Origin of the sequence: Nesterenkonia aerolata (genome assembly GCF_031470965.1) — a bacterium.
GTDB classification, from domain to species: domain Bacteria; phylum Actinomycetota; class Actinomycetes; order Actinomycetales; family Micrococcaceae; genus Nesterenkonia; species Nesterenkonia aerolata.
This window is the reverse complement of sequence record NZ_JAVKGR010000001.1, coordinates 415,061-434,010: the sequence shown is the minus strand read 5'-3', so window position 1 is coordinate 434,010 and position 18,950 is coordinate 415,061. Positions and strand designations below refer to the sequence as shown.

Genomic DNA, 18,950 nt, shown 5'->3' with positions numbered 1-18,950 from the left:
TGACTCACTCCTGTGATGGTTGGTGTCGATCTTCAGTCTATAAGCGTGCGCTCTGTCAGGCGTTGTCCCCGGAGGTCATCGCGCTCCCAGCCAGGCCCAGGCGGCGGTGGTCAGCGCCCGCACCCCGGTACGCAGGCTCACCTCCGCCAGCGGAGCGAACTGCGGGGAATGATTCCCCGGGAACTCGGCCTCAGGATCGGTGCAGGCGTGCCAGGCCTCAGGATCGAAGGCCCCGAAGCCCCAGTAGGCGTAGGGGATGCCGAAGGCGGCGGGCAGCACGGAGAAGTCCTCCGCCCCGGAGCGGCGGGCCATCTCAGTGACCCGTTCTGCACCGAACTCCTCGGTCAGCGCAGCGCGCACCGTCTGGGCGGTGCCGGGGTCGTTATCGGTGACCGGCAGCTGATCATAGAACTCGACGTGTGGTTCCGGTGCGCCGTGGGCCACTGCCTCGGCACGGGCCATCTGCGTGATGACCTCCCGGCAGCGGCGGCTGACCTCAGCATCGAAGCTGCGCACAGTGCCCTCGATGACCGCCTGCTCGGGAATGATGTTGTTCTTCGTCCCGCCGTCGATCCGCCCCACGGTGACCACTGCGGTGGCCTCCGGGTCCGTGTGCCGGGAGACCACGGTCTGCAGCCGCATCACCAGGGAGGCGGCCATGACCACCGGATCGATCCCGCGGTGCGGGACGGAGGCGTGGGCGCCTTTGCCGTGCAGGGTGATGCGGAAGTCATCGGAGGCGGCCATGATCGGCCCCTCGGCGATCTCCACCGCATCGGCCGGGCCGGGCATCACATGCTGGCCCAGTGCGACATCGGGAACCGGGATCGTGCGGGCCAGCCCGTCAGCGACCATCCGCTCCGCGCCGTTGTGCTGCTCCTCGGCCGGTTGGAAGACGGCGACGACGGTCCCGCTCCACTGCGCAGAGTCTGCATGCTGCGCAGACTCCAGCAGCATCCGCAGCGTGCCGAGCAGACAGACGATATGGGTGTCATGCCCGCAGGCATGCATCACCGGCAGCTGTTCTCCGGTGTGCTGGTCGGAGTCCCCGCCGGGGAGCTGATCGATATCGGAGAGCTGATCGGCGCCGACGTCGTCTGCGTGGTGCGGGGCCTCCTGCCGGTAGGGAACTCCGGTGTCGCGTGAGGCCCAGTCGAGCCCGGTCTCCTCCCGCACTGGCAGCCCATCGATATCAGCACGCAGCAGCACAGTGGGCCCGGTGCCGCGGCGCAGCACGGCCACCACACCGGTGAGACCGAGCCCGGTGGTCAGCTCGAAGCCGCCCTCGGGGTGCTCGGCAGCCCCGGTGGCCGTTTCGATCGCCCGGAGCTCCTCGACGATCCGTGCGGCCGTGCGATGCTCACGCAGGGACAGCTCAGGATGGCGGTGGAAATCGCGGTAGATCTCGAGCAGCCAGTCCATATGCTCCTCGAGCGTCTCCAGCGGTGCCGAGCTCACAGTGCTCACAGAGTGTTCTCCTTGAGGTGGTAGATGGTGTCGCGGGCGGGGTAGGGCCAGAGCAGCGGGTCTAGACCGGCCACACCCAGAGCTGAGCGATCAGGACGAAGCCCAACCCCACGAGCGCCTGAATGAGGATCAGCGGCCAGACGAACCGCGCCCAGGTGAACCAGGAGATCTTCGCCAGAGCCAATGCCGCCAGCAGCAGGCCGTTCGTCGGGGTGAGGATATTGGTCAGCGCATCGCCCAGCTGGAAGGCGATGACCGAGGTCTGCCGGTCGATGCCCACCAGATCCGCCAGCGGAGCCATGATGGGCATCGTCAATGCCGCCTGCCCGGAGCCGGAAGGGATCAGGATGTTCATCAGCGCCTGCACGCCCAGCATGCCGGCCGCCGCCAGGGCGCCGGGAGCCCCGTCCACCCAGGAGGAGACCGCGTAGAGGATCGTGTCGATCACCGAGGCCGACTGCAGCACCTCCAGCACGGCGTAGGCCAGGCCGACAACCAGGGCGCCGACGACCATATCCCGGCAGCCCTCGGAGAAGGCCTCCACTGTCCCGGAGACCCCCAGGCCGCCGACGATTCCGCAGAGCAGACCGAAGGCGATGAACAGTGCGGCGATCTCAGTGATGAACCATTCATGGGTCAGCACACCCCAGACCATGACGACCAAGGTGACACCCAGCAGGACCAGCACCAGGATCTGCCGCAGCGAGAGCTTCGCATCATGAGCCTCAGCGTCGATCCCGGCCCGGGCGTCAGCCTCCCGGGCGGCGGCATCGGCGGCGTGGGTGAAGCTGCGCAGCGGATCCGCGTGGACCCTGCGGGCATAACGGGTCACGAAGACGATGGACACCGTCATCATCACCAGCCACATGACCAACCGGAACTCCAGCCCGGAGAACAGCGGCACCTCCGCGATCTCCTGAGCCACACCGACGGTGAACGGGTTCGTCATCGCCCCCATGTAGCCGGTGGCGCAGCCGACCAGGACGATGGCGGCCCCGGTCATCGAGTCATAGCCCAGCCGCACGGCCACCGGAGCCAGCAGCAGCACGAAGGGCAGAGCCTCCTCGAACATGCCGAAGCTCGCACCGGCCAGGCCGAAGGCCAGCATCAGCAGCGGGATCATCAGGATCTGCGCCCGGCTCATCCGCCGGGCCAACCCCGTGATCCCCGATTCGACGGCCTTCGTGCGCTGCATGACCCCGAAGGAGCCGCCGACGACGAAGATGAAGAAGATGATCGCAGCAGCCTCGACCAGCCCCAGATGCACTGAGGTGAACAGATCGGTCAGCCCGGCGGGGTCCGCATCGATCCGCCCGTAGGAGCCTTCGACGACCACCTCACGGCCGTCGATCTCTTCACGATCGAACGCCCCGGCGGGGATGAGCCAGGTGCTCAGTGCCGCCAGCACCAGGATCGTGCCGAGGACGAGGAACGGGTGGAGCCCGGTACGAGGAGCCTCGGGCTCCCGGACATCAGGGCTCTGCTGGGTCTGACCGTCCAAGCGGCCGCCTCCTTCAGTTATCGCCGAGCACGGCGGAGAGGAACGCCTGAGTGCGTTCATGATCGGGATCGGAGAATATCTTCTCCGGTGGTCCCGATTCCACCACACGTCCGCCGTCGAACATCATCACCTTATGCGACACGTCCCGGGCGAAGCCCATCTCATGGGTCACGATCAGCATGGTCACGTTGGTGGTCTCAGCCACAGTGCGCAGGATGTTCAGCACCTCGCCGACGACCTCCGGGTCCAACGCCGAGGTGACCTCGTCGAGCAGCAGGATCTCCGGGTCCATCGCCAGCGCCCGGGCGATGGCCACACGCTGCTGCTGCCCGCCGGAGAGCGAGGTGGGGTGGGCATCGGCCTTATCGGAGAGACCCACCTGGCGCAGCAGGTCATGAGCCTTCTCGGTAGCCTCGGCCTTGGACCGACCCAGGACGTGGATCGGTGCTTCGACGATGTTCTCCAGCACGGTCATATTGGGGAACAGGTTGAACTGCTGGAACACCATACCGATGCGGGTGCGCAGCCGCTTCTGCTCCTTCTTCGACACCGGTACGCGCCTGCCCTCGCGCTCGCGGTGGGTCAGCGGCTCCCCGTCGATGTAGATGTAGCCCCCGGTGAGCTCCTCCAAAGTCATCACCAGCCGCAGAATGGTGGTCTTCCCCGAGCCGGAGGGACCGATGAGGGTCACGCGCTCGCCACGTTCGACCGTGAAGTCGAGATCCTTGAGGACCACGTTGTCACCGAAGCGCTTCTCGACGTCGACGAATTCGATGACCGGAGTGCCGGCGTCAGGCGCCGGATCAGTGGGCGTAGGCAAGGCGCTTCTCCAATCGGTTGATCAGCAGAGCTGTGGGGTAGCTCGCGGCGAGGAAGATCAACCCCGCGAGGGTGATCGGCTCGGTATAGCGGAACGTCTGCGAACCGATGGTCTGGGCCACCCGCACCATCTCCATCACCGAGATCACGAACAGGAATGGGGTGTCCTTGAACATGGAGATGGCGTAGTTGCCCAGCGCGGGCACCGTCGAGCGCAGCGCCTGGGGCACGATGACCCGCCGCCAGGTCCGCACTGCGCTCATGGACAGCGCCGTGGTCGCCTCCCATTGTCCGCGCGGCACTGATTCGATGCCTGCCCGGTACACCTCAGACATGTAGGTGGCGTAGTGGACGCCGAAGACGATGATGCCGATGGTCAGCGGGTCCATCCACATCACCCCGTAAAAGAGCAGCAGCAGCTGCACCACGATCGGGGTCATCCGGATGAAGTTCGCCGCCCAGCGGAGGATGAACGCTAGCGGTGCCGGCAGCACCATGATCAGGATGGCGATCACCAGCCCCAGCACGGCGGCGATGAGTGTGCCCAGCGCGGTGACCAGCAGGGTGACCTGCAGGAACGCGGTGAGGATATCGGGCAGCACCTCCAGGGCGAAGCCCCAGTCGAAGATCGGGCCGGACTCGTCGACGATGGCCGGATCATCGACCTCCTGGGCCAGCACGGCCGCGGTGTGCTGTCCGAAACCGACAGGCAGAGTGTCCATGATGTTCATCGGTCCTCACCGCCCTTTCCCGCCGCGGGCGAGGAGCCTTCCGTGCTGACCGGGCGCAGCCGCAGCGAGAACACCTCGCGCAGAGACGGGCCTCTGCCGAGCCGATGCTTGGCCCGGGCCTCCAATGCCTGCATCACGAACAGCAGCACCAGGGCGAGCAGGAAGTAGGTGACCAGTCCGACGAAGGCGTGGGAGAACCACACATCGGTGGGCCGACGCAGGTTGTTCAGCTCGAAGGTGAGGTCATTGACCCGCGGCAGGATGTAGACGATCGCGCTGCCCTTGAGCAGGTGGATCCACAGATTCGCCAGCGACGGGATCATCAACGCCCACGCCTGGGGGAAGATGATCCGCCGCATCTTATGCACCCAGGACATCGACAGCGCCGTCGTCGCCTCCCACTGGCCCTTGGGCACGGTGGTCAGCGAGGCGCGCACCGCCTCCGCCCCGTAGGCGCCGTAGTTGATGCCCAGTGCCAGCACGCCGGTGACGAAGGTGTGGTCCTGCGGTCCCGGCAGCGGGATGTCATAGCGGATGAGGAAGACCGGCAGCACGTAGACCATCCAGAACAGCAGCACCAGCAGAGAGATGCCGCGGAAGAACTCGATGAGTACGCGCGCCGGTCCGCGCAGCCACAGACTGGGGCTGCCGGCCATCAGCCCCAGCACCACGGCGACGACGAAGGCGACGAGCCCGCCCAGCAGGGTGAGCAGCACAGTGGTGGTGAGCCCGTCGAGCAGGCGTTCGGAGAAGTTGCTCAGCGACTCGAAGTGCTCAGCCTGTTCGCCCAACCAATCCATAGGGTGTCCGGTGGTCTCTCAGCTGGTGGTGGGTCAGTCCTCGAGGTACTTCTCGTTCAGGGCGTCGATGTCACCCTCGCAGAGCTCTTCGGTGGTCATCTCCGGATCCGGGATCTCCGCCTCGGTGAAGCCGAACTCGGAGACGATGTCGAGGTACTCGCCGGACTCCTTGAGCTCCGCCAGATGCTCGTTGAACTCCTCGATGAGCTCCGTGTCCTCGGGGCGGAAGGTGTGGGCGCCCACAGAGATCTCGTGGCTGAACGCGTCAGTGACCTCGAGCCCGTCCATGTCTCCAGCCATGGCCTCCAAGGAGATGGCGGTCAGCGCGAAGACATCGGCGCGGCCGCCCTCGACGAAGTCGATGCCGTCCTGCGCGTTGGCCACACCCTCGGCGTCGATGCCCATCTCCTCGAGCCAGCCCATCTCCACCCCAGCGGAGAGTGCGACGACGTCGAGGTCATCGCCGTCCTCCTGGGCGGCGAGCAGATCGTCGAAGTCCTCGACGCCGGCCGGGTTGCCCTCCTCGACCAGCAGGGCGGTGGTGTAGACCAGCTCGGGCTCTCCGAAGGCCGCCTCAGCGCAGCGCTCCGGGTTGATGGACATGCCCGCGGAGACCACGTCCCAGTTCTCCGAGGTTAGACCGGGGATCAGGTTGTCCCAGTCGGTCTCCTCGACCTCGAGCTCATAGCCCATGCGCTCTTCGAAGATCTCCTCGGCCACGGCGATCGTCGCGCCGGTGGGCTCGCCGTCGTCATCGAGCCAGGAGTAGGGCTCCTCACCGAACAGGGCGATCTGCAGGGTGTCGCCGTCGGCCTCGCCGTTGTCATCGTCGCCGTTGCCGCAGGCGGTCAGCGCGAGCAGGCTCGCGGCGGTGGCCGCGGTGAGCGTCGTGGCCTTGGACGTCCTCCAGGTGCTCATGATGGTCCCCTCATCTGTGGTGGTGTGGTGCTCACGTGACGCTGGCCCCGTGAATGCGGCACCGATGCTGAGCGCGGCGAGTGGGCGCGATCACCGTCGGTGCTGATCGCCACAGTAGTGAGGGAAAAGCGTCTTGGGTATCTGAATTCCTGTACGACGGCGCTGTCAGGCCCCAGAAGAGGGCTCGGAGGGGCTCAGATCACAGTGCGGTGAAATCTTCCAGAAACGGGGATTCTGCGGGTGGATCGCGCTCATACCACGGACTCAGGTGAGTCCGGCGAGCCACGAAAAATCCCGGTAATAGCTTCTTGAATGCATTGGATCACATTCTGATAAAGATATCTGCGGTGGCGCTCAGGAGTCTGCGGTCAGCGACCGTCGGCCCTCGAAGGCGCGTCCCAAGGTGACGTCATCGGCATACTCCAGATCCCCGCCGACGGGCAGGCCCGAGGCCAGACGGGTCAGCCGGATGCCGATGGAGCCGAGCATCCGCACCAGGTAGGTGGCGGTAGCCTCGCCCTCCAGATTCGGGTCGGTGGCGATGATGACCTCCTCGACCGCGTCATCGGAGAGCCGGCTCAGCAGCTCACGGATGTGCAGCTGCTCCGGCCCGACTCCGGCGATCGGATTGATGGAGCCGCCGAGCACGTGGTACCGCCCCCGGAAGGAGCGTGTGCGCTCGATGGCCATGACATCTTTGGACTCTTCCACCACGCAGATCACTGACGGGTCGCGCCGCTCATCCAGGCAGATCTGGCAGCGCGTCCCCTCGGAGACGTTGAAGCAGACCTCGCAGAACTTCACCCGCTCTTTGACCGTGACGATCGCCTCGGCCAGGCGCTTCATGTCCTCAGTGTCCGCCTCGAGGATATGGAAGGCCACGCGCTGGGCGGACTTGGGGCCGATGCCCGGAAGCCGCCCCAATTCGTCGATGAGGTCCTGGACTGCGCCTTCGTACACGGTGTGCGGATGCCTTTCTCAGCGGGGATGGCCTGACAGGGACCCGTCAGGGATGGCCTGGGCGGGCCTGCGGCCGGTCAGAGCGGACCGCCGGAGAGCGAACGCTCCTCGATGAGGGTACCGTCCAACAGCCGTTCCACGGCTTTGCGGCCGAAGACGGCTGAGTCCTCGACGGTGATGTCATCATCGCTGGGGACATCCTCGGCGGGCTCTCCAGCAGGATTTTCGGGTGGGGTTTCTGGACGAGCGTCGGTGTGAGCCGTGGGGTGAGACGTGCGGTGAGTTGAGGGGTGAGTTTCAGGGTGCGCTTCTGGGCGAACCTCAGCCTGTTCGGCGTCCTCCGGCGGTCTCGGCGTGCCGAAGGGGTCCGGGGGAGGCAGCGGCTGCTCACCGGGCGACGCCGGCTGCCGTCGGGCCATACGCTCGCGGATCGCCGCGTGACGGGGCGGTGTGTGCTGGGATGCGTCGGTGGTCTGGGGGGATGACGGCGCAGCCGCGGGCTGTGTCGTGGCGGCCGGAGCGGGTGCCGGAGCGGGTGCCGTGGGGGACGGCCGCGCGAAAACCGGCACCTTCGGGGCAGTCGCCGCGTGACGGTAGGCATCCGGCTCAGCGCTGGGCTCAGCGTCCTGTGCCTGGTCCGGCTCGTCCTCGACGGTCCCGGCGGGGTCCGTGCTCGGGTCGCCGTCCCAGGCGGGATGCGCTGAGGGCGGCAGATCGTGCGGGTCCTCAGGGGGTGGCTCATCCGGGGGAGGGGGCTGTTCCTCCGGTGTCTCCTCGTGCACCCAGGCAGGTTCCTCTTGGTCCCTGGGGCTCTGGCTTACCTCGCCCTGAGGCCCAGGGACCTGATGTTCGGGGCTCTGTTCGCTGGGGCTTTGGGACGGCTGCGGCGCCGGCGTCGGCCGGCTAGGGCCTTTTGGGCCCCGACCAGCTGCCGGTGGAGCCCCTCCGGTGATGAGGTCGAAGCTCACGGACATTCCCAACACCTGGTGGATCGCCGCGCCGAGCGCCTGCTCACCGTTGCGGGAGGCGAAGGTGTTCCGGGCGCCGTCATTGGTGAAGGAGAGCGTGAGGGTCTGACCGTCGAATCCGGCGACGGAGGCGTTGTCCTTCACCAGCATCCACAGCAGACGCGACTGTGAGGCCAGCGCGTGGACCACATCGGGCCAGGCGCGCTGCATCATATCCGCACGTGAGGAGTCGGATGAGGTCGCCTGCTGGGCTACTGGGGTCTCTGTCGAGGTTGCTGCCGCGGTTGCTGCCGCGGCCGGTGCAGCGCTGGGCGCGGGGACGGGGGACTGCTCCGTGGCCGTCGTCGGGCGCTCTGCTGCCAGGCGTTCTGTTGCCGAGTGCTCTGCTGCCGCTTGCGGTGCTTCTGGCTCCTCGGCTGCTCCCCGGCTGACTCCCGGCGCCGCCCAGTCATCGGCGGCGGAGGAAGGCGCCGCCGCGGGTGTCGGCGCTGGCGATCTCGGTGCGGAAGTCGCTGTGGAAACCGGTGCGGAAGTCGCTGTGGAAACCGGTGCGGAAGTCGGTGTGGAAGCCTGTGAAGACTCCGCAGGTGGCTGGGCTGCGGTTTCTGCCGGTGCCTGGGGCTCAGCGCCGGAGCCGGAGAGGAAGTCCAGGCGCCGTTCCAGCTGATCCAGACGGGCGGCCAGGCTGGAGGTGCCCTGATCAGCGTGAGGCAGCAGCAGCCGAGCCATCAGCAGCTCCAGATGCAGCCGCGGGGACGTCGCGCCGACCATATCGGTCAGCGCCTGCGCGGTGACATCGGCCGAACGGGACAGCTCCCCGGAGCCGACAGTGCTGGCCTGCTCCTGCATCCGGGTGATCTGGTCCGTGGGCACACCACGCAGAATCGCCTCCGGATTCTCCGGGACTGCTTTGACGATGATCAGATCCCGCATCCGCTCCAGCAGATCCTCGACGAACCGGCGTGGATCCTGCCCGGACTGGACCACACGGTCCACCACGTCGAAGGCCTTCGCACCCTCACGGGCGGCCAGCGAGGCCACCACGTCATCCAGCAGCGCCGAGTGGGTGAAGCCGAGCAGCGCCACGGCCCGCTCATAGTCGATCCCCTCAGCTGAGGAGCCGGCGATCAGCTGATCGAGCACCGAGAGCGTGTCGCGGACCGAACCGCCTCCGGCGCGCAGCACCAGCGGAAGCACACCGAGAGCGACGCCGACCCCCTCCTCCTGGCAGAGCCGGTCCAGATAATCCAGCAGCGGCTCCGGAGGCACCAGGCGGAACGGGTAGTGGTGGGTGCGCGAGCGGATCGTGCCGATGACCTTATCCGGCTCCGTGGTCGCGAAGATGAACTTGATGTGCTCCGGAGGCTCTTCGACGATCTTCAGCAGCGCGTTGAAGCCCGCTGCGGTGACCATATGAGCCTCATCGATGATGAAGATCTTGTAGCGGTCCCGCACCGGTGCGAAAGTGGCCCGTTCCCGCAGGTCACGGGCGTCGTCGACACCTCCGTGGCTGGCCGCATCGATCTCGATCACATCCAGCGAGCCGGGACCCCCGGTGGCCAGATCCCGGCAGGATTCGCAGGAGCCGCACGGCGTCGGCGTCGGACCCTGGGCGCAGTTCAGGCAGCGGGCCAGGATGCGCGCCGAAGTGGTCTTGCCGCAGCCGCGCGGGCCGGAGAACAGATAGGCGTGAGAGACCGCGTCCTTCTCCAGGGCGGTCATCAGCGGGGCGGTGACATGCTCCTGCCCGATGACGTCGGCGAAGGTATCCGGACGGTAGCGGCGGTACAGGGCGGTGCTCACCCCAGAAACCCTACCGCCTGCCGCTGACAGGCGCATCGGAGCCTGTGGGACATCCCGGCCTGTTCACCGTGTCAGCCCGGCCGAACCGTTCACTGCCGAGGTGACAGCGCAGCACGGCGGTGATCGCCACGGGGGGAGGCGTAGAGCCAGGGAGTCCAAGGGCGCAGAGCCACCATCCCGACGGTCACCGCAAGCCCGCCCAGTGTGGTCACACTGACGTGGAGCAGCGGATCAGCGCCGAGCTGGTCCATCGTGCGATGGATGACGACCAGGATCGGGAAATGGGTGACGTAGACGACCAGCGAGTTCCGCCCCATCCATTCCAGGAACCAGGTGCGGGCATTGGACGGGATCTTCGGGGCGAACCACATCACCACGGCCAGGCACGTCACCGAGATCGCCGCGGCCTGCCAGCTGCCTCCGCGCAGCGAACCGTCCTGGACGGCCAGATGGGAGAGTACGGCGGCCGGACCGAGGAGCAGCAGGGGAACGATCGGATGGGTGCGGGACCAGGCCAGCACATACCGGCCGAGCCACGCGCCCAGGAAGAAGAACGTCCCGTAGTAGAGGATACGGTCCGGCAGGATCGTCAGTGAGGTGAGGCTGACCGTGGCGATCATCACCGCAGCCGTCAGCCCCGGGTGGATCTTCCGCGTGACCAGGGCGATCAGGTAGCAGCCCAGCAGCGCCAGCAGGAACCACAGGTAGTCCCCGGTGGCCCAATAGGCGGCATCGAAGGGGCCGTTGCGGAAGATCAGCACACCGTAGAGCACCATCCAGACCAGTGCTGGCCAGCCGATGGCGGCGAACTTGCCCCAGAGGTACTCACCGGCGGTCTTGCGCAGAGCGCGGGGCAGCAGCATGCCGGAGAGGAACATCAGCAGCGGCATACGCACCGGTTCGAGGTACTGGTTGACGACCACCCACTCACGGAACCCGGAGTCCGTGGAGAGCGGGATCGTGGCACCGTGCATGATGACGACCAGCACGACGGCCAGGCCTCGGAGCAAGTCCATCCACCGCATGCGGCGTGAGGAACCGGCACCGGCGTCCGAGGGCGGCGAGACGGGGGAGGACATCGCCTCCGATTCTACGGTGAGCAGGGTCTCATCGGGGAGGTCGACACAGGCTCCATTGGCGCAGGCCCCGTCGACACAGGCCCCGTCGACACAGGCCCCGCCGGTTCAGGGGCGGTGGGCACCTGAGCCGACGGGGCCTGAGCCAGCGAGTCCTGAGCCGGGGAGTCCTCAGCGGGCCTCTCGGCGGATCTCTCAGCGGACCACGGAGACGATCACTCAGCGGAGAGCGAGAACTCCCACACCCGCTCATCGAATATCTGGTCGGTGCCGATGATCTCAGTCTCCGGACGGACGATGCCCAGGTTGTAGCTGTCGGCACGTTCATCGACGACGAACGCTGCCCAACCGGGGAGGTCGTCATCGACATAGGGGTCATAGGCGGTGAGCCCGGCTGCCTCGATCTCCGAATCCATGAGCAGCGAATTGCGCTGCTCATTGCCCTCCGGGCCGAGGAACAGGATCTTGCCGATCGAGCTGTAGAGGTCGGAGCCGACGTCAGGCTCGATATAGAGCAGGATCACCTCGCCGCCCTCCTGGAGGCGCCAGGAGTTGCTGGGCGAGGGGAAGTCCCGGATCACGCGGGTGATCTCCAGGCCGTTCTCCATCTCCTCGTCATAGATCTCGACGCCGCTGACGTCACCCTCCTGGAAGTTCCTGTTGTCGAGGGCGTCCTGCACTGAGTCGCGGAACTCCGCCGAGCTGGTGCCGGTGTTGCCTGAGACCGGATCCGGGGCGTCGGTGGAGTAGTCGTCAGTGTCGGAGTCGTCCTCGCCGTCGCCCGAGCCGTCGAAGGAGGAGCCGGAGGAGCCTTCGAAGGTGTCGGAACCGGAGGCCTCAGAGCTCTCCTCGTCGGTGGGGGAGTCGTCGTCAGCGGGCTCCTCCGTCTCGTCGGCCTCGTCGGAGTCGTCTGCGTCGTCTGCGTCGTCTGCGTCGTCCTTGTCCTCGGCGTCATCATCTGACTCGTCACCCGAGTCGTCAACCGAGTCGTCACCTGAATCCGCGTCGGAATCGTCCTCGGAGCTGTCCTGGTCGTCCTCGTTCTCCGAGGTCTGCTCCTGATCCTGATCGTCGGAATCGGAGTCCGAATCGTTGTCGAGCAGGGTGCAGCCGGTCAGCGAAAAGGCGAGGAGTCCTGCGGTCAGGACGCCGGCGGCGCGGTGGACGATAGAGCGGTGGGGCTTCACCGCGTCGAGCGAGGCCTCGGAGGGGCACTCTGCCGTGTTCGTGGGGGTGGTCATCTGTCGCATGATGCCGTTCCGTCCTCTCGGGAGGCGTCGCCGTGACGCCGGTGGTCTCTGACGTAGATCAGTCGAGCACGCCGACCCATGACGTTGCAATCTTTGCAGTCGAAAATCAGGTGAACTGTGACCTGATCGTGATCTTGGGTCCAGTGGATCGAGATCCCCTTTGCAGTCACGGATCGAGAGATTTCCGGGGTCAGCGGGGCTGATCGTGACTGAAAAAGCGACGCGGATGCTCAGCCCCCGCCCCGCGGGGGCTCATGCAGAGAAAAGCCCTCGCTCCCTGATATATCAGGGAGCGAGGGCTGTCAGCGGAGGATGGGGGATTTGAACCCCCGAGGGCGTGAACCCAACACGCGTTCCAAGCGTGCGCCATAGGCCGCTAGGCGAATCCTCCTGGCTGTTCCCATGACGCGGAGGATCACCCCGCGTGATGAGAACGCAGACCATCATAGCGGAGTCGCCCGGGGGAACGCACATCGAGGCTCTGCGCCTCACTCGCGGCTTAACTCGTGCCTTTCGCGCAAGATGCTCCGGCTGAGGCCGCCGCTGAGTTGGCGTCAGCTCTGATCGGGGCACTACGATGGAGTCCGGCCCCACGTGTGGTGTCATCCTGCTGAACTCCCCCAGGACCGGAAGGTAGCAAGGGTAAGTGGGCTCTGGCAGGTGCACGTGGGGCTTTTCTATACATGGGTATCATGCGCTGTAGCGAAATCACCCAGAGTTGAACCGGGGTTGTAAGCCGACAGCCGAGACGAGACGGGGTCATGATGACTGAGCACCGACTGCCGCCCCACAGCCTCCGGGGCGTGATCCACCGACTGACGCGCAGCCCCCGCGCTGCGGGCACTGTCACCGGGATTCTCGTCGGTGCCTCCTCGGTGATCCCGGTGAGACGCTGGCCCCGGCCCCTGCATCGCGGTGTCCTCTGGGGGTTCCCGCTGGCTGTGGCGGGGACGAGCGCAGCCGCCCTGCGGCACGTCTCCTCAGCTGATGGGCACTCCGGCGATCACGCACCCGCTGAGGGCTCCGCTGCCACGGTTCTCTCCCCGCAGGCCCGGGTCGCGATCGGCCTCGGCCCGGCAGTTCTCATCCACCTCGCCACGCGGGTGAGCTACTGGGTCGACGACGCCGTCGAGGTGGGACTGCGCCGATTGCGGGTGCCCGCACCACGGTTGGTCTATGCCGCCGGGGCCGGTCTGATCACGGGCCTGCAGGTTGCCTACGATATGCGGCAGCGGGAACGTTCGGGAGCCTGCGAGCCCTCCGCGGAGAACATTTGGGACTGAAGAACATCTGGGACTGATCCCTGTCAGGGGTGCCCGCTAGACTCGTGCCCATGTCCAGTCAGCAGTTCGGCCGCTTCGCCCGTCGCGGGGCACGCAGGGTCGCACGCCAGGGAATGCGCGATCTGCGCCGCCGCAGCGGCGGATCCGGCAACCGGCGGCGCAGCACCGGCAGCAGCACCGGCAATGGTCGTCGTGGCCCCATCCGCGCCGGTCGCCGTGGCCCACGCGGGGCCAACGGTGCGGTGTTCCCCTGGATCGCGGCACTCATCGGCCTCCTGCTGCTCATCGGCATACTCATCGAAGTGCTCGGATTCAGTGATACTGCAGACGGAGCCGACGGGGCGGGCGAGTCCGCCGTTGTGGAGCGGGTCGTCGACGGTGACACCCTCGTCGTCACCCTGGATGGTCAGCAGGAGCGTGTCCGGCTGCTCAACATCGATACCCCGGAGACCGTCCACCCTGATAAGCCCACAGAATGCCTCGGGCCGGAGGCCACTGAGCGGATGGAAGAGCTGCTGCGCCCCGGCGACGAGGTGCAGCTGGCCTTCGACGAAGAGCGCACCGACCAGTACGACCGCCTGCTCGCCGGAGTCTACTCCGAGGACACCTTCATCAACGCCCAGCTGGCCCGCGACGGCTACGGAGCCCCTGTGGTCTATGCGCCGAACGACCGGTTCCTCGCCGAGATCGAAGAGGCCTGGGAGCAGGCCGAGCGCGACGGCGTCGGGGTCTTCGCCGATGACCTGGACTGCACTCCGGCGATCCCCTGAGCATCCACCGGACCAGCCGCCTAGACTCGCCCTATGACCGACGAGACCCGCGCGCCGCTGCGCCGTAGGATCCTCGTCGGGCTGACCGCCGGAACCACGCTGGCTGGGGCCACTGTGCTCAGCTGGCTGATGATCGACGGCACTGTCGAGATCGATCTCTTCTCCCAGGACATCCCCGCCGGGGAAGACTGCCCGACGGCGACCCTCTCACCGGTCACCCCGGAGCGGGTGCGCGTGGACGTCTACAACGTCACCAACCGTCCCGGCCTGGCCAGCGAGGTGGCCGAGGAACTCACCGACCGCGGATTCCGTGTGGGCGATGTCGACAACGACTACGCCGGCAACACCGGCTTCGACACCATCATCCGTGCCGGGGACCGGGGCCTGCGGCAGGCCTACACCCTCCAGCAGGAATATTCGCGCACCTACGTCGACATCGACGGCCGTGACGGCTTCACCATCGATCTCGTCATCGGTGACGAATACGACGGGATGCTCCCCGTCGAGGATGTGGTCCTGGAGCAGGGGCGGCTCGTCTGCCGCTGAGCTCAGGTGGTGATGCTGAAGAGTCCCAGCACGAGACCGGCGACCAGCATCATGAGCGAGAAGCCCCAGACGATGAAGAACGAGTACCGCAGATGGGTGCCGAGGTTCGCGCCGGAGAGGCCCAGCGCCAGCCACAGCGCCGGGGAGAACGGGCTGACGAAGGTGCCGATGATGTTGCCGACCAGCATCGCGTGAGCCGCTTCCGCCGTACCCACGCCGAACTGCGAAGACGTCGCCTCCACCAGCGGCAGCACGGAGAAGTAATAGGCATCAGTGGAGGTCAGCAGATCCATCGGCACACCGAAGGACGCCATCACCAGATGCAGATTCGGGCCGAGCCCATCAGGGATCACCGTGAGGAAGGACAGAGCCACCGACTCCAGCATCTGCGATTCGTTGAGCACACCGAGGAAGACCGCAGCCGCGAGGATCACCGCGCCCATCATCAGTGCGTTGGGTGCGTGCGCGCGGACGCGCTCCATCTGCAGGTCGGAACCGCGGAAGTTCAGCGGCAGCGCGATGCCCACACCTATCAGGAAGGCCAGCGCCGGAGGCAGGATGTCAGCGAGCATGAGCCCGATGATGGACAGCGCCAGCACCACATTGGCCCAGTAGACGGCACGGGAACCGCGCATCGTCGCCGCGATCTCCGCACGCTGCTCCGCCTGCCGTGCGGCGAAGTCGTCGGCGAAGCTGCGAACCTCGACGTCATCGGCGGCCTGGACCTCACCGGCGGCCACCTTCTTCGCGATCCTCGACTTCTCACGCAGCCCCAGCAGCACGGCCAGGGTGACGATCAGGACGAGACCGACGATCTGAAGCGGGATCAGCGGACGGTACAGCTCACCGGGGTCGATGCCGGTGACACTGGCCGCGCGGCCCAAAGGCCCGCCCCAGGGCACCATGTTGATGATCCCCGCTGAGAGGGCGAGCAGCAGCAGAAGCAGGTACCGGCTCATGTTCAGGGCCTGATAGAGCGGTAGCAGCGCCGGGATGGTCAGCAGGAACGTGGTCGCTCCGGCACCGTCCATATGGGCCACGACGCCCATGAGTGCCGTGCCCACGGAGACGAGGACGACTTTGCCTCGCGTGAGCAAGATCAGGCCGCGGACGATCGGATCGAAGAGGCCGGCGTCGGAGAGGATCCCGAAGAACAGGATCGCGAAGATGAACATCACCACGACGTTCATCACCTGCGCCACCCCGGAATCGAAGAACTCGACCAGGTCAGACGGGCCGAAGCCGACCAGCAGGGCGCCGAGCAGCGGGACCAGGGACATCACCACAATGGGCGAGAGCCGGTTCCACATCAGCAGACCGACGGTGACGGCGATGATCGCCAGCCCGCCCAGGGTCAACAGAGTTGAGGGTTCGTCCATAGTGTGCTCCTGCGCCGCGTTGAGTGGGTAGGTGACCGGTGGTGATCAGCTGCTCTGCCGTCATCGGCCGATGGGTGGTCTCAGGGGATCGTACTGGTCTCAAGGGTGACCCGCATCATGGGAACAGCGGCCGGCGTACTCCTCGGCACGTAGCGGGCCCCGTGTGTCCAGCTGCGATTCAGCCCTATGTCGGTGTTTCACCAGGATGATATTCCCTGTCATATCGCGATGATTGTTATCTTGCCCGCTGGTCAAATCGCACGCTGTGGAGGTGCGCACGGGTTCGTTGCTATCAGCGCAAAGCGGCGCCATCGTCGCATTGCTCTGCGGCACATCAGCGATCATGGCGAGTAATGTCCACAGTCTCGCACCGTTATCCAATCTATAACATTTTAGAAATAAGATTATTGTCGAAGTTTCGTGGCGGTTACGGTCAACTTTGCTACGCTGATAGCCGCGCGACCGATTTCGTCCCCGTGTGACACAGCTTGTTCCGTAGGCGGCGCCTGCGGGAACGGCTCGGAGTTCGTGCGTCGAGAGAATGTGGACGTCGTAAGGAAGGACTCCAGGTTGAGTCACAGTGGCGATGCGCCTTCGTTGAGCGTGCGCAATGTGTTCAAAGCCTTCGGGCGCAGACCGAAGGAGATCGTCCGTCGGATCAAGGCCGGCGAGGATCGGGCGGACCTCACAGAACTGGGCACTGCCGCCGTCATCGACGCCTCCTTCGATGTGCAGCCGGGCGAGATCTTCGTCGTCATGGGGCTTTCCGGCTCAGGGAAGTCGACGCTGATCCGCACACTCAACGGTCTGCAGCCGGCCACGGAGGGGACCGTGGAGGTGCGGGGGCGGAACATCGGCCGCCTGCCCAAGAAGCGGCTGCGCCGACTCCGTGCCGAGGACATGGCCATGGTCTTCCAGCACTTCGCGCTGTTCCCGCACCGCACCGTGCTGCAGAACGCCGCCTACGGGCTGGAGATCCAAGGTGTGGAGGTCCACGCCAGAGAGCGCAGGGCGCTGGATGTGCTGGCCCGCGTCGGACTCGACGGCTGGCAGGATCACTATCCCGGGGAGCTCTCCGGCGGTATGCAGCAGCGCGTCGGGCTGGCCCGAGCCCTGGCCGCCGAGACCGACATCCTGCTCATGGATGAGGCCTTCAGTGCTCTGGACCCGCTCATCCGCCGGGAGATGCAGCAGCAGCTCATCGTGCTGCAGCGCGAACTGGGCAAGACCATCATCTTCATCACTCACGACCTCAATGAGGCCATGTACATCGGTGACCGGATCGCGGTGATGAAGGACGGGCGGATCGTGCAGATCGGTACCCCCGAGGAGATCCTCACCCGCCCGGCCGATGACTATGTGGCTCAGTTCATCGCCGACGTCGACCGCGGGCGGGTGCTCACCGCCGGCTCGGTGATGGTCGCTCCGGGCGCGCTGAGCGCACAGGAGCAGGCACAGGTATCGGACGACGAGGGTGCGGGGGCCGATCAGGCCGTCGTGGCCCAGACCGCTACGCTGCAGGAGATCGTCCCGGTGGCCGCCCATGCGGAAGGACCGGTGGCGGTCACCGCCGACGGCGCAGCCGGTGAGCCGATCGGCTGGATCCGCATCCCCGATCTCCTGGCCTCCCTGAACACGCCGGAGGAGTACTCGGCCCCGCTGCCGGAGCCGAGCGCGGCTGCCGCAGAGCCGCCGACGGTCACTACTGCTGAGGCTGCCGTGGACGCCACTGCTGACACTGCTGCTGACGCCGCCGTTGACACCGCTGACACCGTTGACACCGCCGAAGGAGGACGCTGATGGACGACTTCCGCATTCCGCTCGGTGACTGGGGCGAGGACATCCTGGCATGGATGCTCGACGCCCTCGGCGGCTTCTTCAACGTGTTGCGGGCCGTGCTCACCGAGACCTACGACGCCCTGGTCTGGGCGCTGAGCACACCGCCTTGGTGGGCGATCACCCTGATATTTGCCGCCCTGGCCTGGTGGATCCGCTCCTGGAAGCTGGCCATCGGCACCGTCCTCGGTTTCGTGCTGATCTTCGGGGTGAACCAGTGGGAGAACGCGATGTCGACTCTCGCCCTGGTGCTCGTGGCCACGGTCACCGCCGTGATCATCGCCGTCCCCCTGGGCATCCTGGCCGCCACCTCGCGCACGTTCTCCGCCCTCATCCGCCCGGTGCTGGACTTCCTGCAGACCATGCCGCCTATGGTGTATCTGATCCCGGCGCTGGTGATATTCCGCGTCGGGGTGATCCCCGGGATGGTCGCCACCATCCTCTTCTCCCTGGCCCCCGGGGTGCGCTTCACCGAACTGGGCATCCGCCGGGTGGACCGCGAAGTGGTCGAGGCCGGTGAGGCCTTCGGCGCCTCACGATGGAGGATCCTCCGTCAGGTACAGCTGCCCCTGGCCCTGCCGACGATCATGGCCGGCATCAACCAGGTCATCATGTTGGCTCTGTCCATGGTGGTCATCGCCGGGATGGTCGGAGCCGGTGGGCTGGGAGGCCAGGTCGTCGGCTCCCTGAACCGTCTGGATGAGGGGCTCGGCTTTGAGGCGGGGATCTCCGTGGTCATCCTGGCGATCTTCCTCGACCGGCTCACCAGCTTCGCCGGGAAGGACAAGACCACCTGATGCGACGGCCATGCGGTGCGGAGGCCTCACGGCCGCCGTCGTCGGA

Annotated in this window: 16 protein-coding genes, 1 tRNA gene and 1 other RNA gene; 6 read left to right on the top strand and 12 right to left on the bottom strand. The window is 66.4% G+C overall.

Annotated elements, in window-relative coordinates:
• Window positions 1–75: 75 nt before the first annotated feature.
• From RIL96_RS01950 to RIL96_RS01900, 11 genes are all read right to left on the bottom strand, one after another.
• Entirely contained in the window at window positions 76–1,467 is a 1,392-nt protein-coding gene (locus RIL96_RS01950; protein WP_310547306.1) for an amidohydrolase, read from the bottom strand.
• A 61-nt stretch (window positions 1,468–1,528) separates the two neighbouring features.
• On the bottom strand, window positions 1,529–2,968 hold the full coding sequence (locus tag RIL96_RS01945) for a YfcC family protein (RefSeq protein ID WP_310547305.1): 1,440 nt from the start codon (window positions 2,966–2,968) through the stop codon (window positions 1,529–1,531).
• Window positions 2,969–2,981: 13 nt separating this feature from the next.
• Entirely contained in the window at window positions 2,982–3,788 is an 807-nt protein-coding gene (gene ehuA / locus RIL96_RS01940; protein WP_310547304.1) for an ectoine/hydroxyectoine ABC transporter ATP-binding protein EhuA, read from the bottom strand.
• Window positions 3,772–4,509 carry an ectoine/hydroxyectoine ABC transporter permease subunit EhuD gene (gene ehuD / locus RIL96_RS01935; RefSeq protein WP_310547303.1) on the bottom strand — a complete coding sequence of 246 codons (738 nt, stop codon included), beginning with the start codon at window positions 4,507–4,509 and terminating at the stop codon, window positions 3,772–3,774. Before ehuD ends, ehuA begins: the two co-directional genes overlap by 17 nt.
• Window positions 4,510–4,514: 5 nt before the next feature.
• The gene (locus tag RIL96_RS01930) at window positions 4,515–5,318 is read right to left on the bottom strand and encodes an amino acid ABC transporter permease (protein WP_310547302.1); all 804 of its coding nucleotides are present in this window, start codon (window positions 5,316–5,318) and stop codon (window positions 4,515–4,517) included.
• 33 nt (window positions 5,319–5,351) lie between these two features.
• On the bottom strand, window positions 5,352–6,236 hold the full coding sequence (locus RIL96_RS01925; RefSeq protein WP_310547301.1) for a transporter substrate-binding domain-containing protein: 885 nt from the start codon (window positions 6,234–6,236) through the stop codon (window positions 5,352–5,354).
• Window positions 6,237–6,590: 354 nt separating this feature from the next.
• The gene (gene recR, locus RIL96_RS01920) at window positions 6,591–7,196 is read right to left on the bottom strand and encodes a recombination mediator RecR (RefSeq protein ID WP_310547300.1); all 606 of its coding nucleotides are present in this window, start codon (window positions 7,194–7,196) and stop codon (window positions 6,591–6,593) included.
• A 77-nt stretch (window positions 7,197–7,273) separates the two neighbouring features.
• Window positions 7,274–9,967, bottom strand: a complete 2,694-nt coding sequence (locus RIL96_RS01915; protein ID WP_310547299.1) for a DNA polymerase III subunit gamma and tau — start codon at window positions 9,965–9,967, stop codon at window positions 7,274–7,276.
• Window positions 9,968–10,056: 89 nt separating this feature from the next.
• Complete coding sequence (locus RIL96_RS01910) at window positions 10,057–11,046, bottom strand: acyltransferase family protein (RefSeq protein WP_310547298.1); 990 nt, start codon at window positions 11,044–11,046, stop codon at window positions 10,057–10,059.
• A gap of 212 nt (window positions 11,047–11,258) precedes the next feature.
• Window positions 11,259–12,284, bottom strand: a complete 1,026-nt coding sequence (locus tag RIL96_RS01905; RefSeq protein ID WP_310547297.1) for a hypothetical protein — start codon at window positions 12,282–12,284, stop codon at window positions 11,259–11,261.
• A 315-nt stretch (window positions 12,285–12,599) separates the two neighbouring features.
• Window positions 12,600–12,684: transfer RNA gene (locus RIL96_RS01900), tRNA-Ser, on the bottom strand.
• Window positions 12,685–12,876: 192 nt separating this feature from the next.
• On the opposite strand from RIL96_RS01900, the gene ffs reads away from it, so the two are divergent.
• The 4 genes from ffs (at window position 12,877) to RIL96_RS01880 (ending at window position 14,892) form a co-directional block, all read left to right on the top strand.
• An RNA gene (gene ffs / locus RIL96_RS01895) (signal recognition particle sRNA small type) lies at window positions 12,877–12,973 on the top strand.
• 123 nt (window positions 12,974–13,096) lie between these two features.
• Window positions 13,097–13,576 (top strand): hypothetical protein, encoded by a 480-nt coding sequence (locus RIL96_RS01890; protein WP_310547296.1) that lies wholly within the window; start codon window positions 13,097–13,099, stop codon window positions 13,574–13,576.
• A 50-nt stretch (window positions 13,577–13,626) separates the two neighbouring features.
• Window positions 13,627–14,346 (top strand): thermonuclease family protein, encoded by a 720-nt coding sequence (locus RIL96_RS01885; RefSeq protein ID WP_310547295.1) that lies wholly within the window; start codon window positions 13,627–13,629, stop codon window positions 14,344–14,346.
• A gap of 33 nt (window positions 14,347–14,379) precedes the next feature.
• A complete protein-coding gene (locus tag RIL96_RS01880) occupies window positions 14,380–14,892 on the top strand; it encodes a LytR C-terminal domain-containing protein (RefSeq protein WP_310547294.1) in 513 nt (170 codons plus the stop codon).
• 2 nt (window positions 14,893–14,894) lie between these two features.
• Here the strand turns inward: RIL96_RS01880 and RIL96_RS01875 are convergent, their stop codons facing one another.
• Window positions 14,895–16,271: a CitMHS family transporter gene (locus RIL96_RS01875; RefSeq protein WP_310547293.1), complete on the bottom strand. Its 1,377-nt coding sequence runs from the start codon at window positions 16,269–16,271 to the stop codon at window positions 14,895–14,897.
• Between the two features lie 570 nt (window positions 16,272–16,841).
• Here RIL96_RS01875 and RIL96_RS01870 point away from each other — a divergent pair.
• On the top strand, window positions 16,842–18,071 hold the full coding sequence (locus RIL96_RS01870; RefSeq protein ID WP_310547292.1) for a quaternary amine ABC transporter ATP-binding protein: 1,230 nt from the start codon (window positions 16,842–16,844) through the stop codon (window positions 18,069–18,071).
• A complete protein-coding gene (locus tag RIL96_RS01865; RefSeq protein WP_310547291.1) occupies window positions 18,071–18,904 on the top strand; it encodes an ABC transporter permease in 834 nt (277 codons plus the stop codon). The genes RIL96_RS01870 and RIL96_RS01865 overlap by 1 nt, the downstream gene beginning before the upstream one ends.
• Window positions 18,905–18,950: the final 46 nt, after the last annotated feature.